Raw genomic sequence first — 17610 nt, 5'->3', positions numbered from 1 at the left:
AATGGAAGCCACCATAAGCAGCAAGGCAACCGCGCCCGCTGTCGGCGACCATGACGCAGCGCACACCCGGCCACGCCGCCGCCTGCCACGATCTCCCTCCCCCACGCCTGCTTATCTGGATACTGATGGACACCTCGACGCACACGCTTCCCCAGGGCATCGCCGCAACGCTCCGCTCCCCCGCCGGGGATGGCAGGAAGCCGGCGGTCATCCTGTGCCACGGCTTCTGTGGCATCCAGGACCTGCTGCTGCCCGATTTCGCCAACGCCTTCGCCAACGCCGGTTTTGTCACCGTTACGTTCGACTACCGGGGCTTCGGGGCCAGCGAGGGCGAACGCGGCCGGCTGGTGCCGGCTCTGCAGATCGAGGACATCCTGACCGTCATCGGCTGGACCCGGAGCCTGCCGCAGGTGGACCCGGCGCGCATCGGCCTGTGGGGCACCTCGCTGGGAGGCGGCCACGTCTTCGGTGCTGCTGCCCGCGATGGCGACATCCGCGGCATCGTCAGCCAGCTGGGTTTCGCCGATGGCGAGGCGGTGGTGACCGGCCAGATGAGCGACACGGAAAAGGAAGGCTTCATCGCGACCCTGGACAAGATGGCGGAGAAGCAGAAGGTCACCGGGAAGGAGATGTTCGTGGGCGTCACGCGCGTGCTGAACGACCCTGAATCCAAGGCGTTCTTCGAGGAGAACCGGGTCAAGCACCCGGCCATGGACATCAAGATCCCCTTCCTGACGGTCAGGGAGACGCTGAACTACGCACCGGCCCTGGCCGCCGCGCAGGTCACCTGCCCCACGCTGGTGGTGGTGGCCGGCCAGGACACGGTCAATCCCCCGGCCCAGGGCCGCGCCCTGTTCGATGCCGTCGCCGCGCCGGTGAAGCAGCTGCACGAAGAACCCGGCGCCCGCCATTACGACATCTACACCGGTGACCACTTCGGCAAGGTCGTTGCACTCCAGACCGGATGGTTCCAGGCGCACCTGTGATCGGCGCGCGGCCTGCCGCGTGACTGTTCAGGAAGATTGCCGTAGTATTCGCCGTGTTGGGCAGGACCCATGCCAGCGTTTCCGGCCGGGGTCCTCAACGCCTTGCAAGACTTGAAGAAACCGGGGGTGCATTGGTTTCGACGGGGGTTGTGAAGTTGCCTGGCGCATGCCGAGGGGGTAGCTTTCCTCGTAAATCCAGCTGCAAAACTCTAGTTGCCAACGACGACAACTACGCTCTGGCCGCTTAAGGCCTAAGCCTCGAAACCGCTTGTGTCCATGCTCGCGGTGTAGAGTCACTATCATGGAATCGCGCTGGACGGCTGCCTGTCAGTCCGGCACTAGAACACAACAGGCTGGTTCCCGGATGCGCTTTGCGCACCGTGCTGTTCGGGGACGAGATCCAACGGTGAGCTAAGCATGTAGTGCTGGGGATGGAGTGCCTTCGGACGGCGGTTCAATTCCGCCCACCTCCACCAACTGTAAGCGGAATCTATCGCTAAGCGACTGATTTCGCAAGGGTTAGGCCCGGAGTTTGATAGACACGTTTGAGCCGAGCGAGGTATCAAACGAGGTATCAAACTCCGGTGCCGAAGCCTTATCTCCTACGCCGCAGCAGCGGCGTCTACGCTCGGTTCTTTGTTCCCACGCCGCTGCAGCCCTTGGTTGGGTCGCGCTACCTACTGCGCCCCCTGTATTTGCCAATGGGCGATGCCGCACGGCTGGTCGCCGCCCAGATGGCAATGGCACTATCCCAAGCATTCGACACAATGCGAGGGGGCGTGAACGTGGATTTGGAAGAAGTCCTGCGGAGCATCCGCGAAAACGGACACCGCGACTTGACGATCAAGGGAGTGACGCTGCCCAACGGAGTTTCCATCGCCGAGGCAGAGATCAACACCCCGCAAGACGAAGCCATGCTGTTGCGGGTCTTGGAGGACCTTGCGAAGAAGGATCCACTCCAAGCTGCCGTGCTCGGGATATCCCCAACCTCTATTGCCAGACCGGGACCCCTGCTGTCCGAACGCATCACCGTCTATCTGGGCGACATGCGGAGGGCCGAGCGCAGCGCCAAGAACGTGCTGGACACCGAACACAGCCTTGGCCTCTTCCTGGCGCTGGGCCAGGACAAACCGATCGAGCAGGTCACGGCCACAGACGTCCGCTCTTTCCTCGATGCCCTGGAGGTCTACCCGAGCAATGCGAGCAAGAAAAAGGAGTTTGCGGGCTTGGCCCCAGCCGACATTCTGGCAAGGGCCAAAAACGGTGGCTACGCGGGGTTGAGCATGCGGACGAAAGAGAAGCATCGCGATCGCATCGCCGCATTCTTCAACGCCCAAGCCGCAGAAGACCTCATCCCCAAAGCGCCTCACAAAGCGATCCTCAACCGCGCCAAGACGAAGACGGACGCACCCAGCCGCGAGCCCTTCTCAGCCGAAGAGTTGGCGTTGCTGTTCGACCACGATGCGTTCACTGCATGGGCAATCAAATACCCTCACCGCTGGTGGGGAACCGTCCTCGGCTTCGCCACAGGAGCCAGAGTTGGCGAAATCGGCCAGTTGTATACAGATGATGTGGCGCAAGAGAGCGGCCAATGGGGTGTCCATATCCGGGCCCGTCGCACTGATCAGCGACTGAAGAACGCCCATAGTTCGCGTTTCGTACCGTTGCCTACCTCAGTGCTTGCTGCCGGCTTTCTGGCCTTCATCGACGATGTGAAACGCGCGGGCCATGACCGCGTGTTCCCTCACCTGCCCTATTCCGATACGAACGGTTACGGTGACAACCTGGGCGATCAGTTCCGGAGATACGCTATCCAGCGCGGGCTGACTGGCCGGCTGAAGTCGTTCCACTGCTTCCGGCACAACGTCGCCAATGCCTTGGTCAACGAACATCACGTGGCCATTCAAGTGGTCCAGGAAATCACGGGACATGATCTGACACTGCCACCCGGGCTGAAGCATTACGTCAACCCTGGCACCATCCCGAGCCGTTTGGCTGCACTTGAAGCCTACGGCCCACCAATGCCATTGCCCGCATACACACCGGGGCAGTTCGACCGAGCGTTCAAACAGGTCCGCCACATGGAGCGTCGGCGGGGTCAGGCTGCCGACAAGCGTAAAATTTCCGCCAACAAGAATTGAGGTAAGCACATGGAAGAACCCACAAAATCATTGAAAGCTGCATCCATCAATGAGATCGAAGCCGTCATTGCAGAAGCCCTTTCCCGCTTTACGAAGTTTGCTCCTGAGGTTGATGTCAGAGCCTTTGAAACAGTCAAGGTGGACGGTCCCGATGCCATCGGATTCGACACCTATCGGTTTGAGCTGAAGGTCAAGGTTCCGCTGTATCAGCGTTCAGACCGTGATCTGAACGATACAGACGTAGTTTTCTAAAGCGGCCGCGCGTCGGATCTGCTTTTCGGGAAGGGGAAAAGCTTGCAAAAGCTTTCCCTTAACCCCTAAGAGCTTTGCTAAAGCCCCCCCTGCTTTGCCCTTCAGCTGTCGGGTCCCCTCCGGGGCCCCTCCAGCCGAAGGGCAAAGTCTCCCCTAGGACCCGACACCGAAAGGCGCCCGGGGATGACTTTGGCCCCGTGAGTTGGCCTCCTACGGAGGCCCCCAGCACTCAGGGCGCGGTGATAATCAGACGACACCGCTTCGACAGGTTCAGGCAGTCTGACTGCCCCGGCTCTGGGTCCTGTCACCAAGCTCTCGCCTGGCGTCTCTCCAGTGGGCTACCCCGCCCCCAGGCGCGTTCTTCCTGGGAATAACTCCTAGCTGCATTCCATTGACCACAAACCCGTTGGTGGACGGACAGAGAAGGGGATACGCTCCCGGGCCAGATTGAGCACTCCCGGTTACCCCTCGACAGATGATCCACCTGGGTTGGCGCAAGTTGCAGGCCATACAGCGCCCTGTCCCCTTGCTTCAAAGCTCATGCGCTCCGGTGGCGGTCAACCCAAGCCCCACAATGAGGCTCCCGTTCCTTGTGCATGACCCGGCTTGTTTCATCCGGGCACCGTGATACGGCTACCAATGGCCTTGGGAGCGGCTGACGAGGAGGCGAGAAAGGAAGGGGCTTGCGGTCCATCCGAGGCTTGCTAGAGTGGCCTCGAGGGGCCAGTGCCTGGGCATGTCGTAGCTGCAACTACCTTGCTCGCCTCCGGGTCTGGACGCCCGGGGGCCACAAACTCAGCGTAGTCCGCCCCTGCAATCTGTCAATAGGAGGGAGCGGGCTGTGAATAGGTAGTGCATAATCGGCCAAGGGGGAGGAGTATCAGTCCGTGAGACGAGCATCCCCCATAATTTTTCACAGGGGGAAATTAGGATGCCTACCTACCGATTTGATGCATTCAAGCTCAATGTTACCGCAACTGGTGAAGTGGCTTCAGCTGGCGACGTCATGCGATTGCTTAGCGAAAGTGAAGATGACAATTCTGCGCAGGTAGGAGCATTCACCCGAGACCTATGGCGACTTAGGAGGAATAGGAGGCCCACCGGCTGGTTCGGTCAGTTTCGAAAATTTCGCGAAGGGGATCTGCCGTTGGTTGGTGCCCCTGGCGAAGAAGGTGAAGAGCTGGCAATTGCTGAAGACAAGGGACTAATTGAGAAGAATTTCTTCTTGGTATGTGCGCCCCACGATATTCTGCTCTGGCACGTAAATGGCCATGCGAATACGCCGAACCAGTTCACTCAGTTCTTGAGTGAGCTTGTAGGCGCTCGCGTCGTCGCGGATCCAATCGTTCAGCCCAATGCAATGCGTAGGCTAATGAGGGGGGGCGTCGAGCTGCGCAAAGTGCATATGCGGGTAGCTAGACCGACAAATCCAGAATGGTATCCGAATGATGATTTTAGTCGCGAGATCATTGATCTTCTCGCGAAGGGCGGTGGCGATAGCCTGACGTTGCAGTCGAGCGTCGATGGCCGCTTGGCACCGACTAACCAGACTGAGCTTGCGGGTCGATGGAAGCGAGCCATTCGCGAACTGGTCGGTGACGGTCTTGCAACATCAGCAAGGGTTGAAGTCCTTGAGGATGGAGTTGATTATCCCATTGATCTCATCGCGGACAGACTTCTTTCACACATCACGGTCGAACACGATGGCCGCTATGCTCCCACCGAAACCATGCTCCAAGCACTTGCTGATGCTTGGGCGGACATAAGAGGTTCGGTTGATGAAATATTTGGAGAAGAGGGTGCTTCGCTTCGCCGGTGAGGCATTAGTATCATTAGGTTGCGGGGCTGCGTTTTACTTGTTTGCCAAGTATGACGCCGCCCGTCTTTATAGTCTTGCCAACACGCTGGCCACAGTGAGTGGCGTGCTATTTGGTTTTCTTCTGACAGCAATTGCAATGATGGTGAGCCTTCCCGATCGGAAGTTAGTGGCAAACATGCGTCTAACGGGTCACTATGGAGTGCTGGTAAGGGGGGCGCTACAGACATGTGGTTTCCACTTTTTAGCACTATCCGTATCGCTTCTCTCTATATTTTTGGAGGGTCGCGCTTTGGCTCTTGTGGTCGGGATCGCTCTGGTTTGCGAGGTCTTTGCAATACTTAGGACGTTTCAGTCTGGGCGACGATTTTGGGTCATACTCGAGGCATTGGACGCCGCCAAGTAGGTTTTTTCGCGGAGCTGAATGACCATGAATTGGGATGAAGATATCTCTTGCCTTGGAATTAGTGATTACGAGAAGAATGGCTTGCAGGTTTACCGCAACTACACGCTTGCCTTTGAACGTGAAAGGCTCAAGAGGTTCGTTGGCCATGTGGATCGCGCGGCTACAGATACCTCTGGCCTCGAGAAGGTTTTAGATCATCTGCTTTCAATTGAAGTCAGGGCCGCTCCGGTTGTGGTCTGTGCTTACGTTGATGACGAATTGGCAAGAATGTTCCGGCGGGAAATTCCCGCAGATGTCCCGGGCGGCCGCTCTGATTTGCTTACGGGTTATGGTTCGCTATCCCGGCTTTCACAGCGCATACAAATTTCCCATGCTTTTAACTGGCTTTCGGCAGACCTGGCGACAGAGCTCAATGTGCTTCGAAAACTAAGAAATGAGATCTCGCACAGTTGGGACCTGGATGATCTTGAGGCAAAAATAGATCGTGTGGTGAAGCGCAGGCAGAAAAGAATCGAAACAGTCCTACTTCCGCCTGATGACTTGCTTATCGAGAGGATGGAGAGTTTGCCGCTCGGGCAGATCTTTAAGGTTCGTTTAATCTGGATATTAGCAAGGGCATTCTATGAATGTGAGCTATGGGCTAAGGCGGTAAAGGCTCGTCTCGATCCCTTCGATGCCATCTATGGTGAGCCACGCACCAATCTGCTTTCTGCAGTCTCAAAAATAGCGACAAATGCTACGATACAAATATTGAGAGTGTAAATTTAGTTTTTTGGAATTACTCCAAGGCGGTTGATTTGATGGCGCTATAGACTAGAGCCACTAGCGGGGGCAGTAAGATGTAAGCAGGTGCCGCCCCAAGTGATAAAATGGCCAAAACTGCCCGCACTTGCTCAGAGTGGGGCAGTAGATCTGCCGCGCTGCCGATCAGGCATGCCATCGTATGGGCGACGACGACCCCGGCCCAAGTCCAGAGAAAAGCGCGCCAGAAGCCTCCACGCGGAAGACTGTGCTCTGCGTAGTGAGGGAATGGCTGGCGGCTGATCCATGCTCGCCGTCGGTTGGCTCGATGGGTTATCCAGAAGAGAAAAGCCAACAGCAGCCACAGCCCAAGGCCGGCTAAGACAGCGAGCCAGCCGAATGGGCTGCCATTTTGAAGCATCTCCAAGCCGCCGCTGGCGAGAACCAGCCCAGCGCCTCCCAAAAGGACAGAGGCGCAGCCCACGTTCGCGTAAGAGTTCATGGGTCAGGGCTTGTGAGCGGTCCAAGCGCCATTGGACTTGCTGAAACGAACGGGCTCCACGATGGGCCGCACCAGCTCAGTGCCCGAGACATTGAGGACCACCTCGCCCCCAAGGTCACAAATGACCCCATCCGCAGGAGCTGCATCCCGACACCCTGAAAGCTTGAAGTCCCGGTAGCCAACAACGGTCATGGATCCACCGGAGACCTGGGCGAACTCGGTCCCGATGGCAGCCTGGGCTTCCTTAGTGGATGGCTGACTGCTGCCACAGGCGGAAAGCCCGAAGGCGATGATGGTGAAGGCCAACGCAACACGGATGAATTTCATGGTTCCCCCAAGGTCGGCAGCGGAAGTGCTACCTTTCAGGTAGAAACTACCTCAAAGGGAGCCTTGCCGTCATGCTTTGGGTCGTCGCCTTCTTCGGCTGTTCATGTGTCCAAGGCTCCACCATCGCCCCGCAGCCTCTTCGCGGCCCGCTTGAAACAGGCACGGACGCTGCGTGGCGTTCCCAGTCAAAGGGCGCTGGGGCTGCTCATGGGGCTTGAAAAGCACGTGGCAGCCAATCGGGTGAACCGTTACGAGAGCCAAGCCAGGGGCATCGATCTGGACGGGCTGGGTAAGCTGGCTGAGGTGCTGGGTGTGCCCGTGGCCTACTTGGTAGCCGAGGACGCCGCTACGGCAGACGCGGTCCTGGCGCTTGCCCAGCTCTCTCCGGAACAGCGCGCAAGAGCGGTTGCGGCGCTGCTCAAGGTCGCGGCGACGGGCGACGGTGCGGACTGACGGGGCTTGCCTCCGGCAAGCCTTGCCCCGCCGCAGGCAACGTTGGGAAACTCTCGCGCTTGGGCTCAGATGAGAAAGCTGGCTTGTGCGACGACAGCAGTTCGGGGAACTGTGTGAGGAATTCCACCTGCACCACATCGAAGGCCACCACCGCTTTGTTCCGGGCTTCTCTAGTCTTGTCCCGCCTCTGGCGTGCCTGTTTCTCCGCTGCTTGGGCTTTCTGCTTTTCCTCCTGCGCCATCTGTGCGGCCAAGCTCTGGGTTGTAGGCCTGCCGATGGCCCGCAGCACGCGGTTACGTAAATCATCGGGCTGGGGCCTGACATTGGCGTCGGCCTCCGCACGTCGCCGGTCCAGCCCGGCCAATTTCCTTCCCTCCTTGGCCACCACATGATCCCGCCGCTTCTGGACAAGGTCGTCATGCCGTTCAATCAGCGTCCGGGCACTGGCCCGCTGTAGAGGCGTCGCGTCCTGTTGCTGGAGTGCCAGGCGTGCGCGCTTCAGCATTTGCTCAATCATCTCGTTCAGATCTTTTGCGATTTGCTCTGCTGCCATGGTTTCCCCCTGTCTTGAAGCAGTGTTTTTGCGTGAGGCCCGCTCGACGGCTGCCGCCGCCTTGCCCTGGAGACCGGCCGCAGGTGCGGCCTGCCGGGACACGGAAGTCCCGGCTTTGTGCGAAGCGGGACGCTTTGCACGCGCCCGGACGGCGGCTTTTCGCTGTGCCGCCTGGTCGATGGCCTGAACCTCGGCAACGGCTTCGATTCGCAACCGCTGGACGCCTTCTTTCCGCCGCTCAAGCAACGCCCGCGCGTGCAAGGCTTGCTCGTCCACCTGCACCAACGTTCCGTCCTTGGCGGCCTTTGCTTTGAGTTCTTCAAAACGGCGGGTGTGGCGGTCGAAGCGCCGGGCTGCAGCGGCTTTTACCCGGTCGTTGTTCCGCACGCGCTTGGGCGTGTGGCCCCGACGGCGGGCCGCGGTCAGGTCTTTGCCTTCGTGCTGCGTGGCTCGGCGGTCCAAGCGGGCCGCGGTGGCAAAGTCGCCCCGTTGGGCGGCGTCGGCTTGTTGGGCATCCAGGCGACGGTGGTCCACCCGAGCGGTGGCCCCGGCTTTCGCCAAGGCGGTGTTGACCATCCGTGCCCAGTGCTCGCGCTGGGTGTCGGCCATGGTGGGCCGTTGGGCCTTCTTGCAGGCGATGGGGTCCAAGGCTTCGGCCTTCTTCCCCAAGGTCCCGTCCGCGTTGACCGAGCACGCGCTGAGCAGGATGTGGGCGTGGTGGTTGCGCTCGTCGCCGCCCTTGCTGGGTTCGTGGATAGCGAGGTCTGCGGCAACACCGTAGGTGTCAGACAAATGCTTGGCGAAGGCATGGGCCAGTTCGCGCCGTGCATCGGCGTCGAGCTCGGCGGGCAAGGCGACTTCCACTTCGCGGCAAGTGATGGCATCGCCGCGCTTGTGGTGGGCTTCCACCCGGTTCCAAAACTCGGCACGGTCGGCGGTGGCGTCACCGGGTAGGCACAGCGCGGCAAAGGCAACGCCGCTGCGGCGGGTGTAATCGTGGACTTCGCCCGTGCGCGCGTCTTCGATGCAACCCCCCGCCCGATAGGCAGCGCCCGCCGTGGAGGACTTGCCGTCCTTGCGGGAATACGCCTTCGCGGTGAGGTGGTAAATCGCCAATCGGGTCTCCAAGCGCAGCCCCCTGGGGGGCGAGCAAGGGGGACAGGCGTGCGAAGCGCGCCGGGGTGTCGGGGGCATAGCCCCTGACCGCACGTAATCCCGAAGGGATTACTCTAAGTGCGCTCTTGCTTTGCTGTCGGGGTGGGAACCCCCCCCCCTCGCAACGCTCGAGAACCGGGGCGCTCGCTCAGGTTCCCATGCACGTGGGAACTGTCAAATGCAGGGAAAAGCTAACGTCAAAAGCATCGGCCGGCTTCGCCGCCCGGCGGTTCGGCTCGCTTCGCTCGCCGTCGTTTGGAGGCTTCGCTCCGTTGCGCTCCGCGCCCATGCAAAGGGGATTGACGGATGGCCTGTGCATGGTTGCATGCATAGAGACAGGCAACGAGCAATGGCATGGCAACCGATGTAGAGAAGCAACGCGAGAAGTTGGACCGCATGATGACCAGCTTGGCGAAAGAACAAGCCAAGCTCTTGATGGCGGAGAAGGCCGAGCAGCGAAAGCAGCAACGCGAAGCCGCGAAAGCCAGGCTCAAGGAACGTTCGGCATTGTTCCGTTCGGCGGACGCCCATCGAAAAATTGTTCTCGGCGGGCTGACCATCGCGGCTGGTGCCGACGACTGGGATCCAGCGGAAATCGTTGGAGCGTTGCTGCTGGTCGCTGAGCAACTGGCACAGCATCCGGGCAAGCGCGAGCACCTCCGGCAAAAAGGCATTGCACACCTGGAAGCGCGCGAAGCGACGCGCAAGGCGGCCCAGTCATGAGCGCGTTTCGGTTCATTCAACAACGGCCAGGACGGGGCTTCGGGCTGGTGGAAGTGCTGCTGGCTCTGGGCGTGATTGCCGTCATGGCCGCCGCCGTTTGGTGGGTGTTTGGCCCGACCAGCGTGGCCGCACAAGTAAAAGAGACGCAGTTGGACTTTAGCCAAACGGCCACCTCCATTGAACGGTCGATGGGCATTTTGGGGGGCTATTCGGGGCTGACAACTGCAATGGTCCGTGCCGATGGGTTGGCACCCCAGCGGCTTCTGCGGAACGGCACGTTGACCAACACGTGGGGCGGCAGCGTGACGGTCATGGCCAGCACAGTGAAACAGGGCAACGACGCCTTCTTGTTGGAGACCCGCAACGTGCCCAAGTCCGCCTGCGCAAAGCTGGTGGCTGCCATGGCAGCAGACCCCAGCGTCTGGGACGCTCAAGTCAACGGCCAATCCGTCTTCAAGGACAACATGTATGACCCGGCAGCCGCTGCTGCGGCCTGCCAGGCTCACGGTGGAGACCGCATAGGCTTCGTCTACTTCTCCGGACTAGCGGCGGGTTCATCGGTCGCGGCCCCGCCGCTTGCCCTACCCTCTGTTCCTCCCGGAGTAGCGCCCCCCGCCTCCGAACCCGTAGGTGCCCCAGTCGGTCCCGTTGGACCAGTGGGGCCCGCCACTCCGGTGGGCCCGATAGCCCCCGCCCCGCCAGTCGCGAACCCCGCTCCTCCCTCCGTTTCCCCTCCTGGCATCACGCCGGTAACGCCGCCCCCTCCGGCCGAACCGCCTGTTCGGCCAGTCCCCCCTCCGATCCCATCGGTGGCACCGTGCACGGTGCCACCGACGCAGACGCAAAACCTGAACTGCCCAGCGGGACAAATTGGGACCGTGACGCAACAACGTGTGGGCTATTGCGGCGAAATCGGTGGGCCATACGAGGCCTGGGCCACGGCGGCCTATGGCCCATGGACCACTGTTTCCAACACCTGCGCCCCCGCATGCGTGCTTCCTTCGCCCAGCACCGTGACCGATACCGAAACCAAAACCGTCTCTCAAACCCTGGGGTGCCCTGCTGGTCAGACCGGTTCCATCGTGCAAACCAGGCAAGAGCAGCGCAACCAGACACGCTTCGCCTACTGCCCCGCGCCGACCGGTTCACCGGCTTGGAGTGGATGGTCAGGGTGGTCGGACTGGACCCCGATCACCGGCTGGGCCACGACATCCAACACCTGTGTTCCTTCCAAATCCTACGCCTGGAAGCTGGTCAAGCATGAAGGAGACATCCTCAACAGCGGGATGATGTGCACCTCCGCGAGCTATACCTACAACGGCGCAACAGTGCCCGGTTCCTCAATCCCGAGCTGCTCGGCAGCCGTCGAGGGGCAGACATACCTTTACAGGCTGACCCGTGCGGCCTGCCCGCCAGTGTTCATGCCGGGCGTGTCCATTGACACCTACCAATGCGTGGGACAGTGACACTTGGCCGGCGGGGCCTATGTCACGTCGGTTCTTCTTGCCACGGCCGCTCTGGAACAACAGACGGCCGTTGGTGATCAGGTAGCCGGGGCCGGCGTTGAAATCCCGCTCGGAGAACTCCCCGCCGTTCTCCACCCGCAGTTGCCGAACCCGGCGCAGGGAGGCATCTCCCAAAGCAGCGGCTGCTGCCTTGGTGCCTTCCGTAAGGGTGACGTAACCGCCGCCATCGGCCGGGGGGTGGGAGTGAAACGTCTCATTGGTGGTGGTCATGCCCTCGGGGACCACGCCATAGGCGAACACGCACTCGAATTGGCTCCGCAGGGTGATGAGCTTCAGCCCCCACCGCTGCCCATCGGTGGCAACAAAGGCGCAGGCCTCAGCCTGGTTCTCTGCCGTCCAGGCGGCAACTTCGGGGGCGATGCGGAGCAAGAACGCTTCTTTGGCTTCGCCGGGTTCACTGGTGTAGGTCGCCACCGGCCATGCCTTGGCTTGAACCGTCTTCAATTCAATTCCGGTGGGCGGAATTGAACCACCCTGCGCCCAAGCTTGCCCGCAGGCCAAAAGAGCCACAACCACCACAACGAATGAGATCCGCACAACTGCTCCTCACAGTTGTGCCTTTGCACCCCGGCACGGTGCAGGGGTATCATTCGAGGTATCAAATCTGGCGCCATGTCTTGCTCAAGAATCGTGCAAGATCAATGAGTTACCAGAGGGCGTCAATCGGCTCCGCCCACCTCCACCAATAGATGGTCCGTCATGGACCGCAAGAGCCCGGAAACCCTTACACCATAAGGATTTCCGGGCTTTCTTGTTTTCGGCACCGCCCGCCTGTGTTCGTTGCAACCCACGAAATGGCAGGGGCACACGGGCGGCAGGAGAACTGACCGCGCAAGAGTTTCTGCGGGGCGCCTGGTCGATTGAAGGCCGAGGTGCCATCAAGTCCGCCCACCGCATCCTGCAGCAGGTGGTCGATGGCACTGTTGGCGGACAGGCCGCGATCGATGGGCGGCCTGGACGGCTTCATGGGTGGCCGGGCGTTTCCCCTCGAACTCCGACGGCCCAGCAGGCTGCTGGTCGGCAGAGCCGAAATCACACAGCGTGATTCGTGATTATTTACTAAAAGCCACAAAAGCCCCGGCTTGCAAGGCTTTGGACGATACTTGCCAGGAGGGGAACCTACGGAGAGCTGAGCTCGACTGCAGCCTTGGCGCGCCTCCAAGACTCGTTCGAGTCGCTAGTGCCCTCTGGCTGATTGACCGAGATCGTTTCAACGTTCACCAGCCAAGAGGTCATCAGATCACTGGCCAGGTTGAGATCTGCGGGTGTGCGCTTCCCCTTCTTGAATGCGGCGTAGGCTGCCTTGCCTTTAGGTACCGCATCCGATACACAGGCTGCGACCTCGGCATTCCGCTCTTTATTGATGAGTATGCCGCGCTCGTTAGCTTCTTTATCCAGTTTTGACTGGTTTTTCATCAAATCCAGCATGTAGCGATCCGTACTCGCACGACCGTGGCCAATGCTGTACAACTCGACATCGTTTCGAATTTTCTGCCTTGCAGCCTGAGAATCCAGACTGAGTTGCTGGATGTCTCGCTGCTCGCTGCTGCGATGGGTCGCCGCCAGTGTGCTGCAAGCGGCTCTCGTGTCATTGACGACAGAGGCAAGCGAGGCCACGTTACCCACGCTCTGGGCAGATGCTGGCGCCGCAGCCACTACCGCAAGAAGTATCCATTTGCTCATAGCGTCTCCATACATGTGTTGGCCGGGCTTGGTCGCCCTTTATTTTCCCGAATCGATCGCTCAATGCCGGCCCGCCTCATCCTGCCGACCAGCACCTTGAACCACTTCATCCGCGATTTCCAATAGCACTGGATCCTATACCATCGCCAAGAGCTTTCCCATCAACGCAAGACAGGTCCGAAGCACGGTGACCGTGGTCCAAATCCTTGCAAAGTCCTGGCGTTGAACCGGCACCCCTCCGAACAGCGCTGCGATTGCAACTCCCAACGCGGAAGCGACAAGGGGCACCTCGGAATGGACGCCCCCCCCCTATGGTGAAGATCCATGCGTTGGTGATTACGGCCAACGATCTGTCTGCGGAAGACGAACCGGGGCTCATCGAGTCGGACGAGTTCATTATCCCGCCGACGCCAGATGCGTGGATGCGCCGCCCGGCCACATTCCCACTGCATTTCGAAGCAGCAGGAGTGCGGCCGACCAGCTTTTCAGGCCTGTGTCCCCCTACTGCATGGCCATGAATGTTTCCGATGCCTTCTACGACACCGTCCACCAGCGCCCCGCCCGCCGGGCGTGCAGTTACGGGCCGACGAACACCAGGTTGAACCGCGCATCGACAGACCAGCGGCCGCTGTTGTTGCTGGCGGCGACATTGAACGAAAAGCCGCTGCCACCGCCCCAGTTGGTGCCGGAGAAGCTGACCCCCAGGCCACCGTTCAACGAGCCGGTGATGCCTGCGCTGATGCCGCCGCCGAAGTCGTAGCGTGCGCCGATGCTGCTGTCATTGAAGTTCACCGTGGTGCTGCCGAACTTCAGCTGGCCACCGATGGCCAGGCCGGTCCCGGTGTCGTAGGTGGTGGTGACGTTGGCGTTCTGGTTGCCCACGGTGTAACCCACCGACGCCGTCACGCGGTCCTGTGCATAGGACACGCCCAGGTTGGACAGGCCTTCCCTGACCTGCAGCGTGGCCGCGCCGCTCTCGATCGCGCCGGTGAACTGGGCACGGTCGAAGGCGCCCTTGTAATCAACCCCGACGATGTCAGCGCCCAGGAAGCGCGGATTGGCTTCGACCGACCAGCGATCATCCGGTACCGGCTCCGAATCGGTGGGGTCCTTCGGGCCCATCGGGCGGACGTCCGGCAGGTCCTTCAACTTCAATGTCAGGTCTTCATTGCTCATGGTGTGTTACCTCCTTGGTTTGCCCAGCGGGCGGTTGATCCAGGCCATCGTCTGAAAAAGAAAAGGGCCGCTTCTGGCGGCCCCTGCACACGCGTTTTTCCACAGCCGTCTTCACCGCGAGGGCGGCGGCTGGGGCTTGCCCTGCACGGCTTCGATCGCCTCCAGTTGTGCCTCGTACTGGTCAAGGCAGCGCTTGCGGCCACTGCTCACCTCGAACACGGCCGAGGGCGCGCCGGTGCGCACCCAGGCGCAACGCCGGGTCAACGCCGCATCAAGGGGGACATAGGTCGCCACCGGCACCGGGATGATCGCCGGCGCCGGCGGATTGTTCCTGGGCGGCGCAGCGCCACAGGCGGACAGCAGCACGACGGCGGCGGCAGGCAGCAGGCGCATGTCAGTACCCCTTCAGGGCCGGGCAGGCCGAATCGAGCAGCGCCAGTGCGGCCTTGCAGCTTTCCGGGCGCTGGCCATAGCGCGCCTCCCAGGACGCGGTTGCCTGTCGGGACGCCTGGAGCCTGCCGGCCAGTGCTTTCAATGCGGCGGCACTTTCAGCCTTCAGTGCTTCGCGCTTGGTGGCCTCCGCCTGCAGGGCGGCAGCAATGGCCGCCAGGCGCTGGTCGCGTTCGCGAACATCGGCCTGCAGCCGCCTGGCATCGGCATCCCAGTCGACTTTGATCTTCGCTACCTGCGCGCCGAGATCACGGATGCGCTGCTTCCTGCCGTGGGCTACCAGGCTGCTGGCAAGGCAGCCCAGCGCCAGCACCACGCAGGCCAGCCGGAGCTTGCTGCCCGGCCTGCCCAGCCATGCCAGACCATCGGCAGCACCGCCAATGACCAGGCGCCAGAACATCTGTACGAATCGAATCAGGGAATACATCGGGTACTGCCTCCAGAATGCACCGCAGGCACTGGCCATATTGGCCAGCGCCCTGACAGCGGCGATGAATGACGCGGGGAAGGAAAGGATGTCCGGCGGCGGGCACGCCACGCGGAATGCCGCATGGCCATCGGCAGGTTTCCAGACCCCGGAAACGCAGAAGCCCCGGCGCGGGCCGGGGCTTCAGGAACAGTTGTTGACTGTTGCATTTATTGAACATCGCGCGGTGCACCTTGTCAACACCGCTGCGCCTTAGCGGCACCCTCCCCCCGCCCGACGCGCTGCCGGCAGCACGCGATCGGCAGACGTCCCACGCTGCGTGCTGAGGCACTACAATCGCGCCGGATCCGCCCCCGCGCTCGCCGATGGCAGCCCAGGGGCGCAAGCACCAGGCAAGGCCAGCCGGAAGCGATGAAGGCGCTTCAGGGCCTGCGCCTGCAGGGAGGACGCCGCGATCGTCGCGATCACGGCAATGACCGGTGGCCGATGCCACCTGACAGGGGAAACACATGCGCACGCTTGCACTCACCATCACCATCGCCGCACTGCTTGCAGGCTGCAGCGGTCCCAGGGACACGGTCATACCGACCGATCCGGCGAAGCTGGACAGCATCAAGCAGGACGTTCAGAAACTCTCTCCGGAAGACCAGGCGCTGTTGTCGGCCTACATGGTCCGCCGGGTGCTGCAGGCGGCATTCACCGGCGGCGACCCGGCCGGGAAGATGGGTGTTCCCGCCGGCACGACCATCGGCGCGGCCATCGATGAACAGAAAAAGTTCATCGCCGACCAGAAGCTGCAGGAAGCCAAGGAAGCCGCGCTCAAGGCCGAACTCAGCGCAAAGCGCGAAGCGGCGATGAAGCAGATGCGCGATGCCGTAACGGTGGCCCTGGTCAGCAAGGAAATCACCCAGGAGCGTGGCTACAGCGGCATTGTCATGGACGAGTTCATCTCCATCCGTGTCGGCTACCAGAACAACACGCAGAAGCCTGTTTCCGGCGTCAAGGGCATCCTGTCGATCACCGACCTGTTCGGCGACAGGATCACCGAGTTCGCCATCTCCATGGACGACACGATTGACGTGGACCACACCGTCACCTGGACCGGCCGGCGCAGCGTCAAGTTCCCGCAGGGCGACAATGACGACCGGAAGCTGGTCGCGCTGGAGGATGCCAAGTACAAGGTGACGTGGAATCCTGAGGTGATCGTCTTTGCAGATGGCAGCAAGATGGAGCTTCCCCCGGGCTGAACCCCTGCCCGGGATGCGTGGCGGCCGCCGGCTGGTGCCCACCGGCGGCCTGCGCGCACAATGCGGGCTCACCCCTGCAGGAATGGACGCATGCACCCGGTTCTGACGCTGCTGCTGGCCAGCAACCTGGCCTTGGCAGCCCCCGCACCTGCCGCACCCGCCGCACCCGCCGCACCCGCCGCACCCGCAGAAGGATTGCAGTCGCTGGCCTGGCTGGCCGGTTGCTGGCAGCACGACAATGCCGAAGCCGGTACCGGCGAACAGTGGATGCCCCTGGCAGGCGGAACATTGATCGGCACCAGCCGCACCATCCGCAACGGGCGCACGGTGGCCCATGAGTTCATGCAGCTGCGCCAGCGCGAGGATGGCAGCGTCGTGTTCATCGCGCTGCCATCAGGCCAGCGCGAAACCGCCTTCGTGCTGACCGGCCAGGATGACAACGGCACGACCTTCAGCAACCCGGACAACGATTTCCCGCAGCGGATCATCTATGCGCAGCGCGGCACCGATCGCCTGCATGCCCGCATCGAAGGCGCGCACGCTGGCACGCCCCGCGCCGTGGACTTCCCGATGCACCGCATCGCCTGCGCAGGACCATGATGCACTGCGCAAGGAATGCGTACTGCCAGGTGCCTGCCGCTACGCAATGACGGGGATTACCCCGATGCCCTCGCGCCGGCGCTGGCTTGCGCCGCGCAGCCATGCTATGCAGCGGCTGCGCATGAGCGCGGATGCAAGGAGAGCTTAAGGATGATCCGTAGTCTTCCATGGGCCATGCTGATGGCCGCTGTCACCGCCACGGCAACCCTGGCGCCAGCCGGCCAGGCACATGCCCAGCGCGTCGATGAACCGCTGACCGAGTGCGTGCAGATCTGGGTGAGCCATTCGTATTCGTACCAGCGCTGCTACGAGTACTACATCGACGAGCATGGCAACCGGCAGGTGACCTTCATCTACCACATCGGCCCGGACGGCCAGAAATACGTTCCCAACGAGTAAGCCATCGGCTGCAGGAACGCAGCCCATCCCGCATTGAACGACAAGGA

The 17610-nt window shown here is 61.6% G+C and carries 18 protein-coding genes and 1 other RNA gene; 11 read left to right on the top strand and 8 right to left on the bottom strand.

The features are described from left to right. The first annotated feature begins 125 nt into the window (after positions 1–125). The 6 genes from Q9R17_RS16825 (at position 126) to Q9R17_RS16800 (ending at position 6363) form a co-directional block, all read left to right on the top strand. Positions 126–986, top strand: coding sequence for an alpha/beta fold hydrolase (locus Q9R17_RS16825; protein ID WP_308155727.1), 861 nt, complete (start codon positions 126–128; stop codon positions 984–986). A gap of 122 nt (positions 987–1108) precedes the next feature. Beyond that, positions 1109–1462, top strand: a transfer-messenger RNA (tmRNA) gene (ssrA, locus tag Q9R17_RS16820). Positions 1463–1726: 264 nt separating this feature from the next. After that, the gene (locus Q9R17_RS16815) at positions 1727–3127 is read left to right on the top strand and encodes a site-specific integrase (protein WP_308158365.1); all 1401 of its coding nucleotides are present in this window, start codon (positions 1727–1729) and stop codon (positions 3125–3127) included. Between the two features lie 9 nt (positions 3128–3136). Beyond that, positions 3137–3379 carry a hypothetical protein gene (locus Q9R17_RS16810; RefSeq protein WP_308155726.1) on the top strand — a complete coding sequence of 81 codons (243 nt, stop codon included), beginning with the start codon at positions 3137–3139 and terminating at the stop codon, positions 3377–3379. 931 nt (positions 3380–4310) lie between these two features. Then, on the top strand, positions 4311–5198 hold the full coding sequence (locus tag Q9R17_RS16805) for a hypothetical protein (RefSeq protein ID WP_155760639.1): 888 nt from the start codon (positions 4311–4313) through the stop codon (positions 5196–5198). 427 nt (positions 5199–5625) lie between these two features. Beyond that, positions 5626–6363 (top strand): hypothetical protein, encoded by a 738-nt coding sequence (locus Q9R17_RS16800; RefSeq protein ID WP_308155725.1) that lies wholly within the window; start codon positions 5626–5628, stop codon positions 6361–6363. 484 nt (positions 6364–6847) lie between these two features. Here the strand turns inward: Q9R17_RS16800 and Q9R17_RS16795 are convergent, their stop codons facing one another. Then, complete coding sequence (locus Q9R17_RS16795) at positions 6848–7171, bottom strand: hypothetical protein (RefSeq protein WP_308155724.1); 324 nt, start codon at positions 7169–7171, stop codon at positions 6848–6850. A 105-nt stretch (positions 7172–7276) separates the two neighbouring features. On the opposite strand from Q9R17_RS16795, the gene Q9R17_RS16790 reads away from it, so the two are divergent. After that, positions 7277–7624, top strand: coding sequence for a helix-turn-helix transcriptional regulator (locus Q9R17_RS16790; RefSeq protein ID WP_308155723.1), 348 nt, complete (start codon positions 7277–7279; stop codon positions 7622–7624). On the opposite strand, the gene Q9R17_RS16785 is transcribed toward Q9R17_RS16790, so the two are convergent. Then, positions 7590–9305, bottom strand: a complete 1716-nt coding sequence (locus tag Q9R17_RS16785) for a MobA/MobL family protein (RefSeq protein ID WP_308155722.1) — start codon at positions 9303–9305, stop codon at positions 7590–7592. The genes Q9R17_RS16790 and Q9R17_RS16785 overlap by 35 nt on opposite strands. Before the next feature lie 381 nt (positions 9306–9686). On the opposite strand from Q9R17_RS16785, the gene traD reads away from it, so the two are divergent. Then, positions 9687–10055: a conjugal transfer protein TraD gene (traD, locus tag Q9R17_RS16780; protein ID WP_308155721.1), complete on the top strand. Its 369-nt coding sequence runs from the start codon at positions 9687–9689 to the stop codon at positions 10053–10055. 205 nt (positions 10056–10260) lie between these two features. Here the strand turns inward: traD and Q9R17_RS16775 are convergent, their stop codons facing one another. The 6 genes from Q9R17_RS16775 to Q9R17_RS16750 form a co-directional block, all read right to left on the bottom strand. Further along, complete coding sequence (locus tag Q9R17_RS16775; protein ID WP_308155720.1) at positions 10261–10458, bottom strand: hypothetical protein; 198 nt, start codon at positions 10456–10458, stop codon at positions 10261–10263. Between the two features lie 937 nt (positions 10459–11395). Continuing rightward, positions 11396–12118: a hypothetical protein gene (locus Q9R17_RS16770; protein ID WP_308155719.1), complete on the bottom strand. Its 723-nt coding sequence runs from the start codon at positions 12116–12118 to the stop codon at positions 11396–11398. Positions 12119–12700: 582 nt separating this feature from the next. Then, on the bottom strand, positions 12701–13264 hold the full coding sequence (locus Q9R17_RS16765; protein WP_308155718.1) for a hypothetical protein: 564 nt from the start codon (positions 13262–13264) through the stop codon (positions 12701–12703). Between the two features lie 576 nt (positions 13265–13840). Further along, the gene (locus Q9R17_RS16760; RefSeq protein WP_308155717.1) at positions 13841–14440 is read right to left on the bottom strand and encodes a hypothetical protein; all 600 of its coding nucleotides are present in this window, start codon (positions 14438–14440) and stop codon (positions 13841–13843) included. 111 nt (positions 14441–14551) lie between these two features. Then, positions 14552–14833, bottom strand: a complete 282-nt coding sequence (locus Q9R17_RS16755) for a hypothetical protein (protein ID WP_308155716.1) — start codon at positions 14831–14833, stop codon at positions 14552–14554. Between the two features lies 1 nt (position 14834). Then, positions 14835–15317, bottom strand: a complete 483-nt coding sequence (locus Q9R17_RS16750) for a hypothetical protein (RefSeq protein ID WP_308155715.1) — start codon at positions 15315–15317, stop codon at positions 14835–14837. A gap of 509 nt (positions 15318–15826) precedes the next feature. On the opposite strand from Q9R17_RS16750, the gene Q9R17_RS16745 reads away from it, so the two are divergent. The 3 genes from Q9R17_RS16745 to Q9R17_RS16735 all read left to right on the top strand — a co-directional run bounded on the left by Q9R17_RS16745 (position 15827) and on the right by Q9R17_RS16735 (position 17563). Continuing rightward, the gene (locus Q9R17_RS16745) at positions 15827–16564 is read left to right on the top strand and encodes a hypothetical protein (RefSeq protein ID WP_308155714.1); all 738 of its coding nucleotides are present in this window, start codon (positions 15827–15829) and stop codon (positions 16562–16564) included. 90 nt (positions 16565–16654) lie between these two features. Then, entirely contained in the window at positions 16655–17164 is a 510-nt protein-coding gene (locus tag Q9R17_RS16740) for a DUF6265 family protein (RefSeq protein ID WP_308155713.1), read from the top strand. A 150-nt stretch (positions 17165–17314) separates the two neighbouring features. Further along, complete coding sequence (locus tag Q9R17_RS16735) at positions 17315–17563, top strand: hypothetical protein (protein WP_308155712.1); 249 nt, start codon at positions 17315–17317, stop codon at positions 17561–17563. Positions 17564–17610 lie beyond the last annotated feature (47 nt).

The organism is Stenotrophomonas sp. 24(2023) (assembly GCF_030913365.1).
Classification (GTDB): domain Bacteria; phylum Pseudomonadota; class Gammaproteobacteria; order Xanthomonadales; family Xanthomonadaceae; genus Stenotrophomonas.
This window is presented reverse-complemented; position numbering and strand designations above follow the sequence as displayed.

Coding starts and splice junctions, on each gene's coding strand:
- Q9R17_RS16795 (WP_308155724.1), bottom strand. CDS start 7,171: ATGAAATTCATCCGTGTTGCGTTGGCCTTCACCATCATCGCCTTCGGG.
- Q9R17_RS16735 (WP_308155712.1), top strand. CDS start 17,315: ATGATCCGTAGTCTTCCATGGGCCATGCTGATGGCCGCTGTCACCGCC.
- Q9R17_RS16815 (WP_308158365.1), top strand. CDS start 1,727: ATGGCACTATCCCAAGCATTCGACACAATGCGAGGGGGCGTGAACGTG.
- Q9R17_RS16765 (WP_308155718.1), bottom strand. CDS start 13,264: ATGAGCAAATGGATACTTCTTGCGGTAGTGGCTGCGGCGCCAGCATCT.
- Q9R17_RS16750 (WP_308155715.1), bottom strand. CDS start 15,317: ATGTATTCCCTGATTCGATTCGTACAGATGTTCTGGCGCCTGGTCATT.
- Q9R17_RS16805 (WP_155760639.1), top strand. CDS start 4,311: ATGCCTACCTACCGATTTGATGCATTCAAGCTCAATGTTACCGCAACT.
- Q9R17_RS16810 (WP_308155726.1), top strand. CDS start 3,137: ATGGAAGAACCCACAAAATCATTGAAAGCTGCATCCATCAATGAGATC.
- Q9R17_RS16760 (WP_308155717.1), bottom strand. CDS start 14,440: ATGAGCAATGAAGACCTGACATTGAAGTTGAAGGACCTGCCGGACGTC.
- traD (WP_308155721.1), top strand. CDS start 9,687: ATGGCAACCGATGTAGAGAAGCAACGCGAGAAGTTGGACCGCATGATG.
- Q9R17_RS16755 (WP_308155716.1), bottom strand. CDS start 14,833: ATGCGCCTGCTGCCTGCCGCCGCCGTCGTGCTGCTGTCCGCCTGTGGC.
- Q9R17_RS16740 (WP_308155713.1), top strand. CDS start 16,655: ATGCACCCGGTTCTGACGCTGCTGCTGGCCAGCAACCTGGCCTTGGCA.
- Q9R17_RS16745 (WP_308155714.1), top strand. CDS start 15,827: ATGCGCACGCTTGCACTCACCATCACCATCGCCGCACTGCTTGCAGGC.
- Q9R17_RS16775 (WP_308155720.1), bottom strand. CDS start 10,458: ATGGCAGCCACCAGCTTTGCGCAGGCGGACTTGGGCACGTTGCGGGTC.
- Q9R17_RS16800 (WP_308155725.1), top strand. CDS start 5,626: ATGAATTGGGATGAAGATATCTCTTGCCTTGGAATTAGTGATTACGAG.
- Q9R17_RS16825 (WP_308155727.1), top strand. CDS start 126: ATGGACACCTCGACGCACACGCTTCCCCAGGGCATCGCCGCAACGCTC.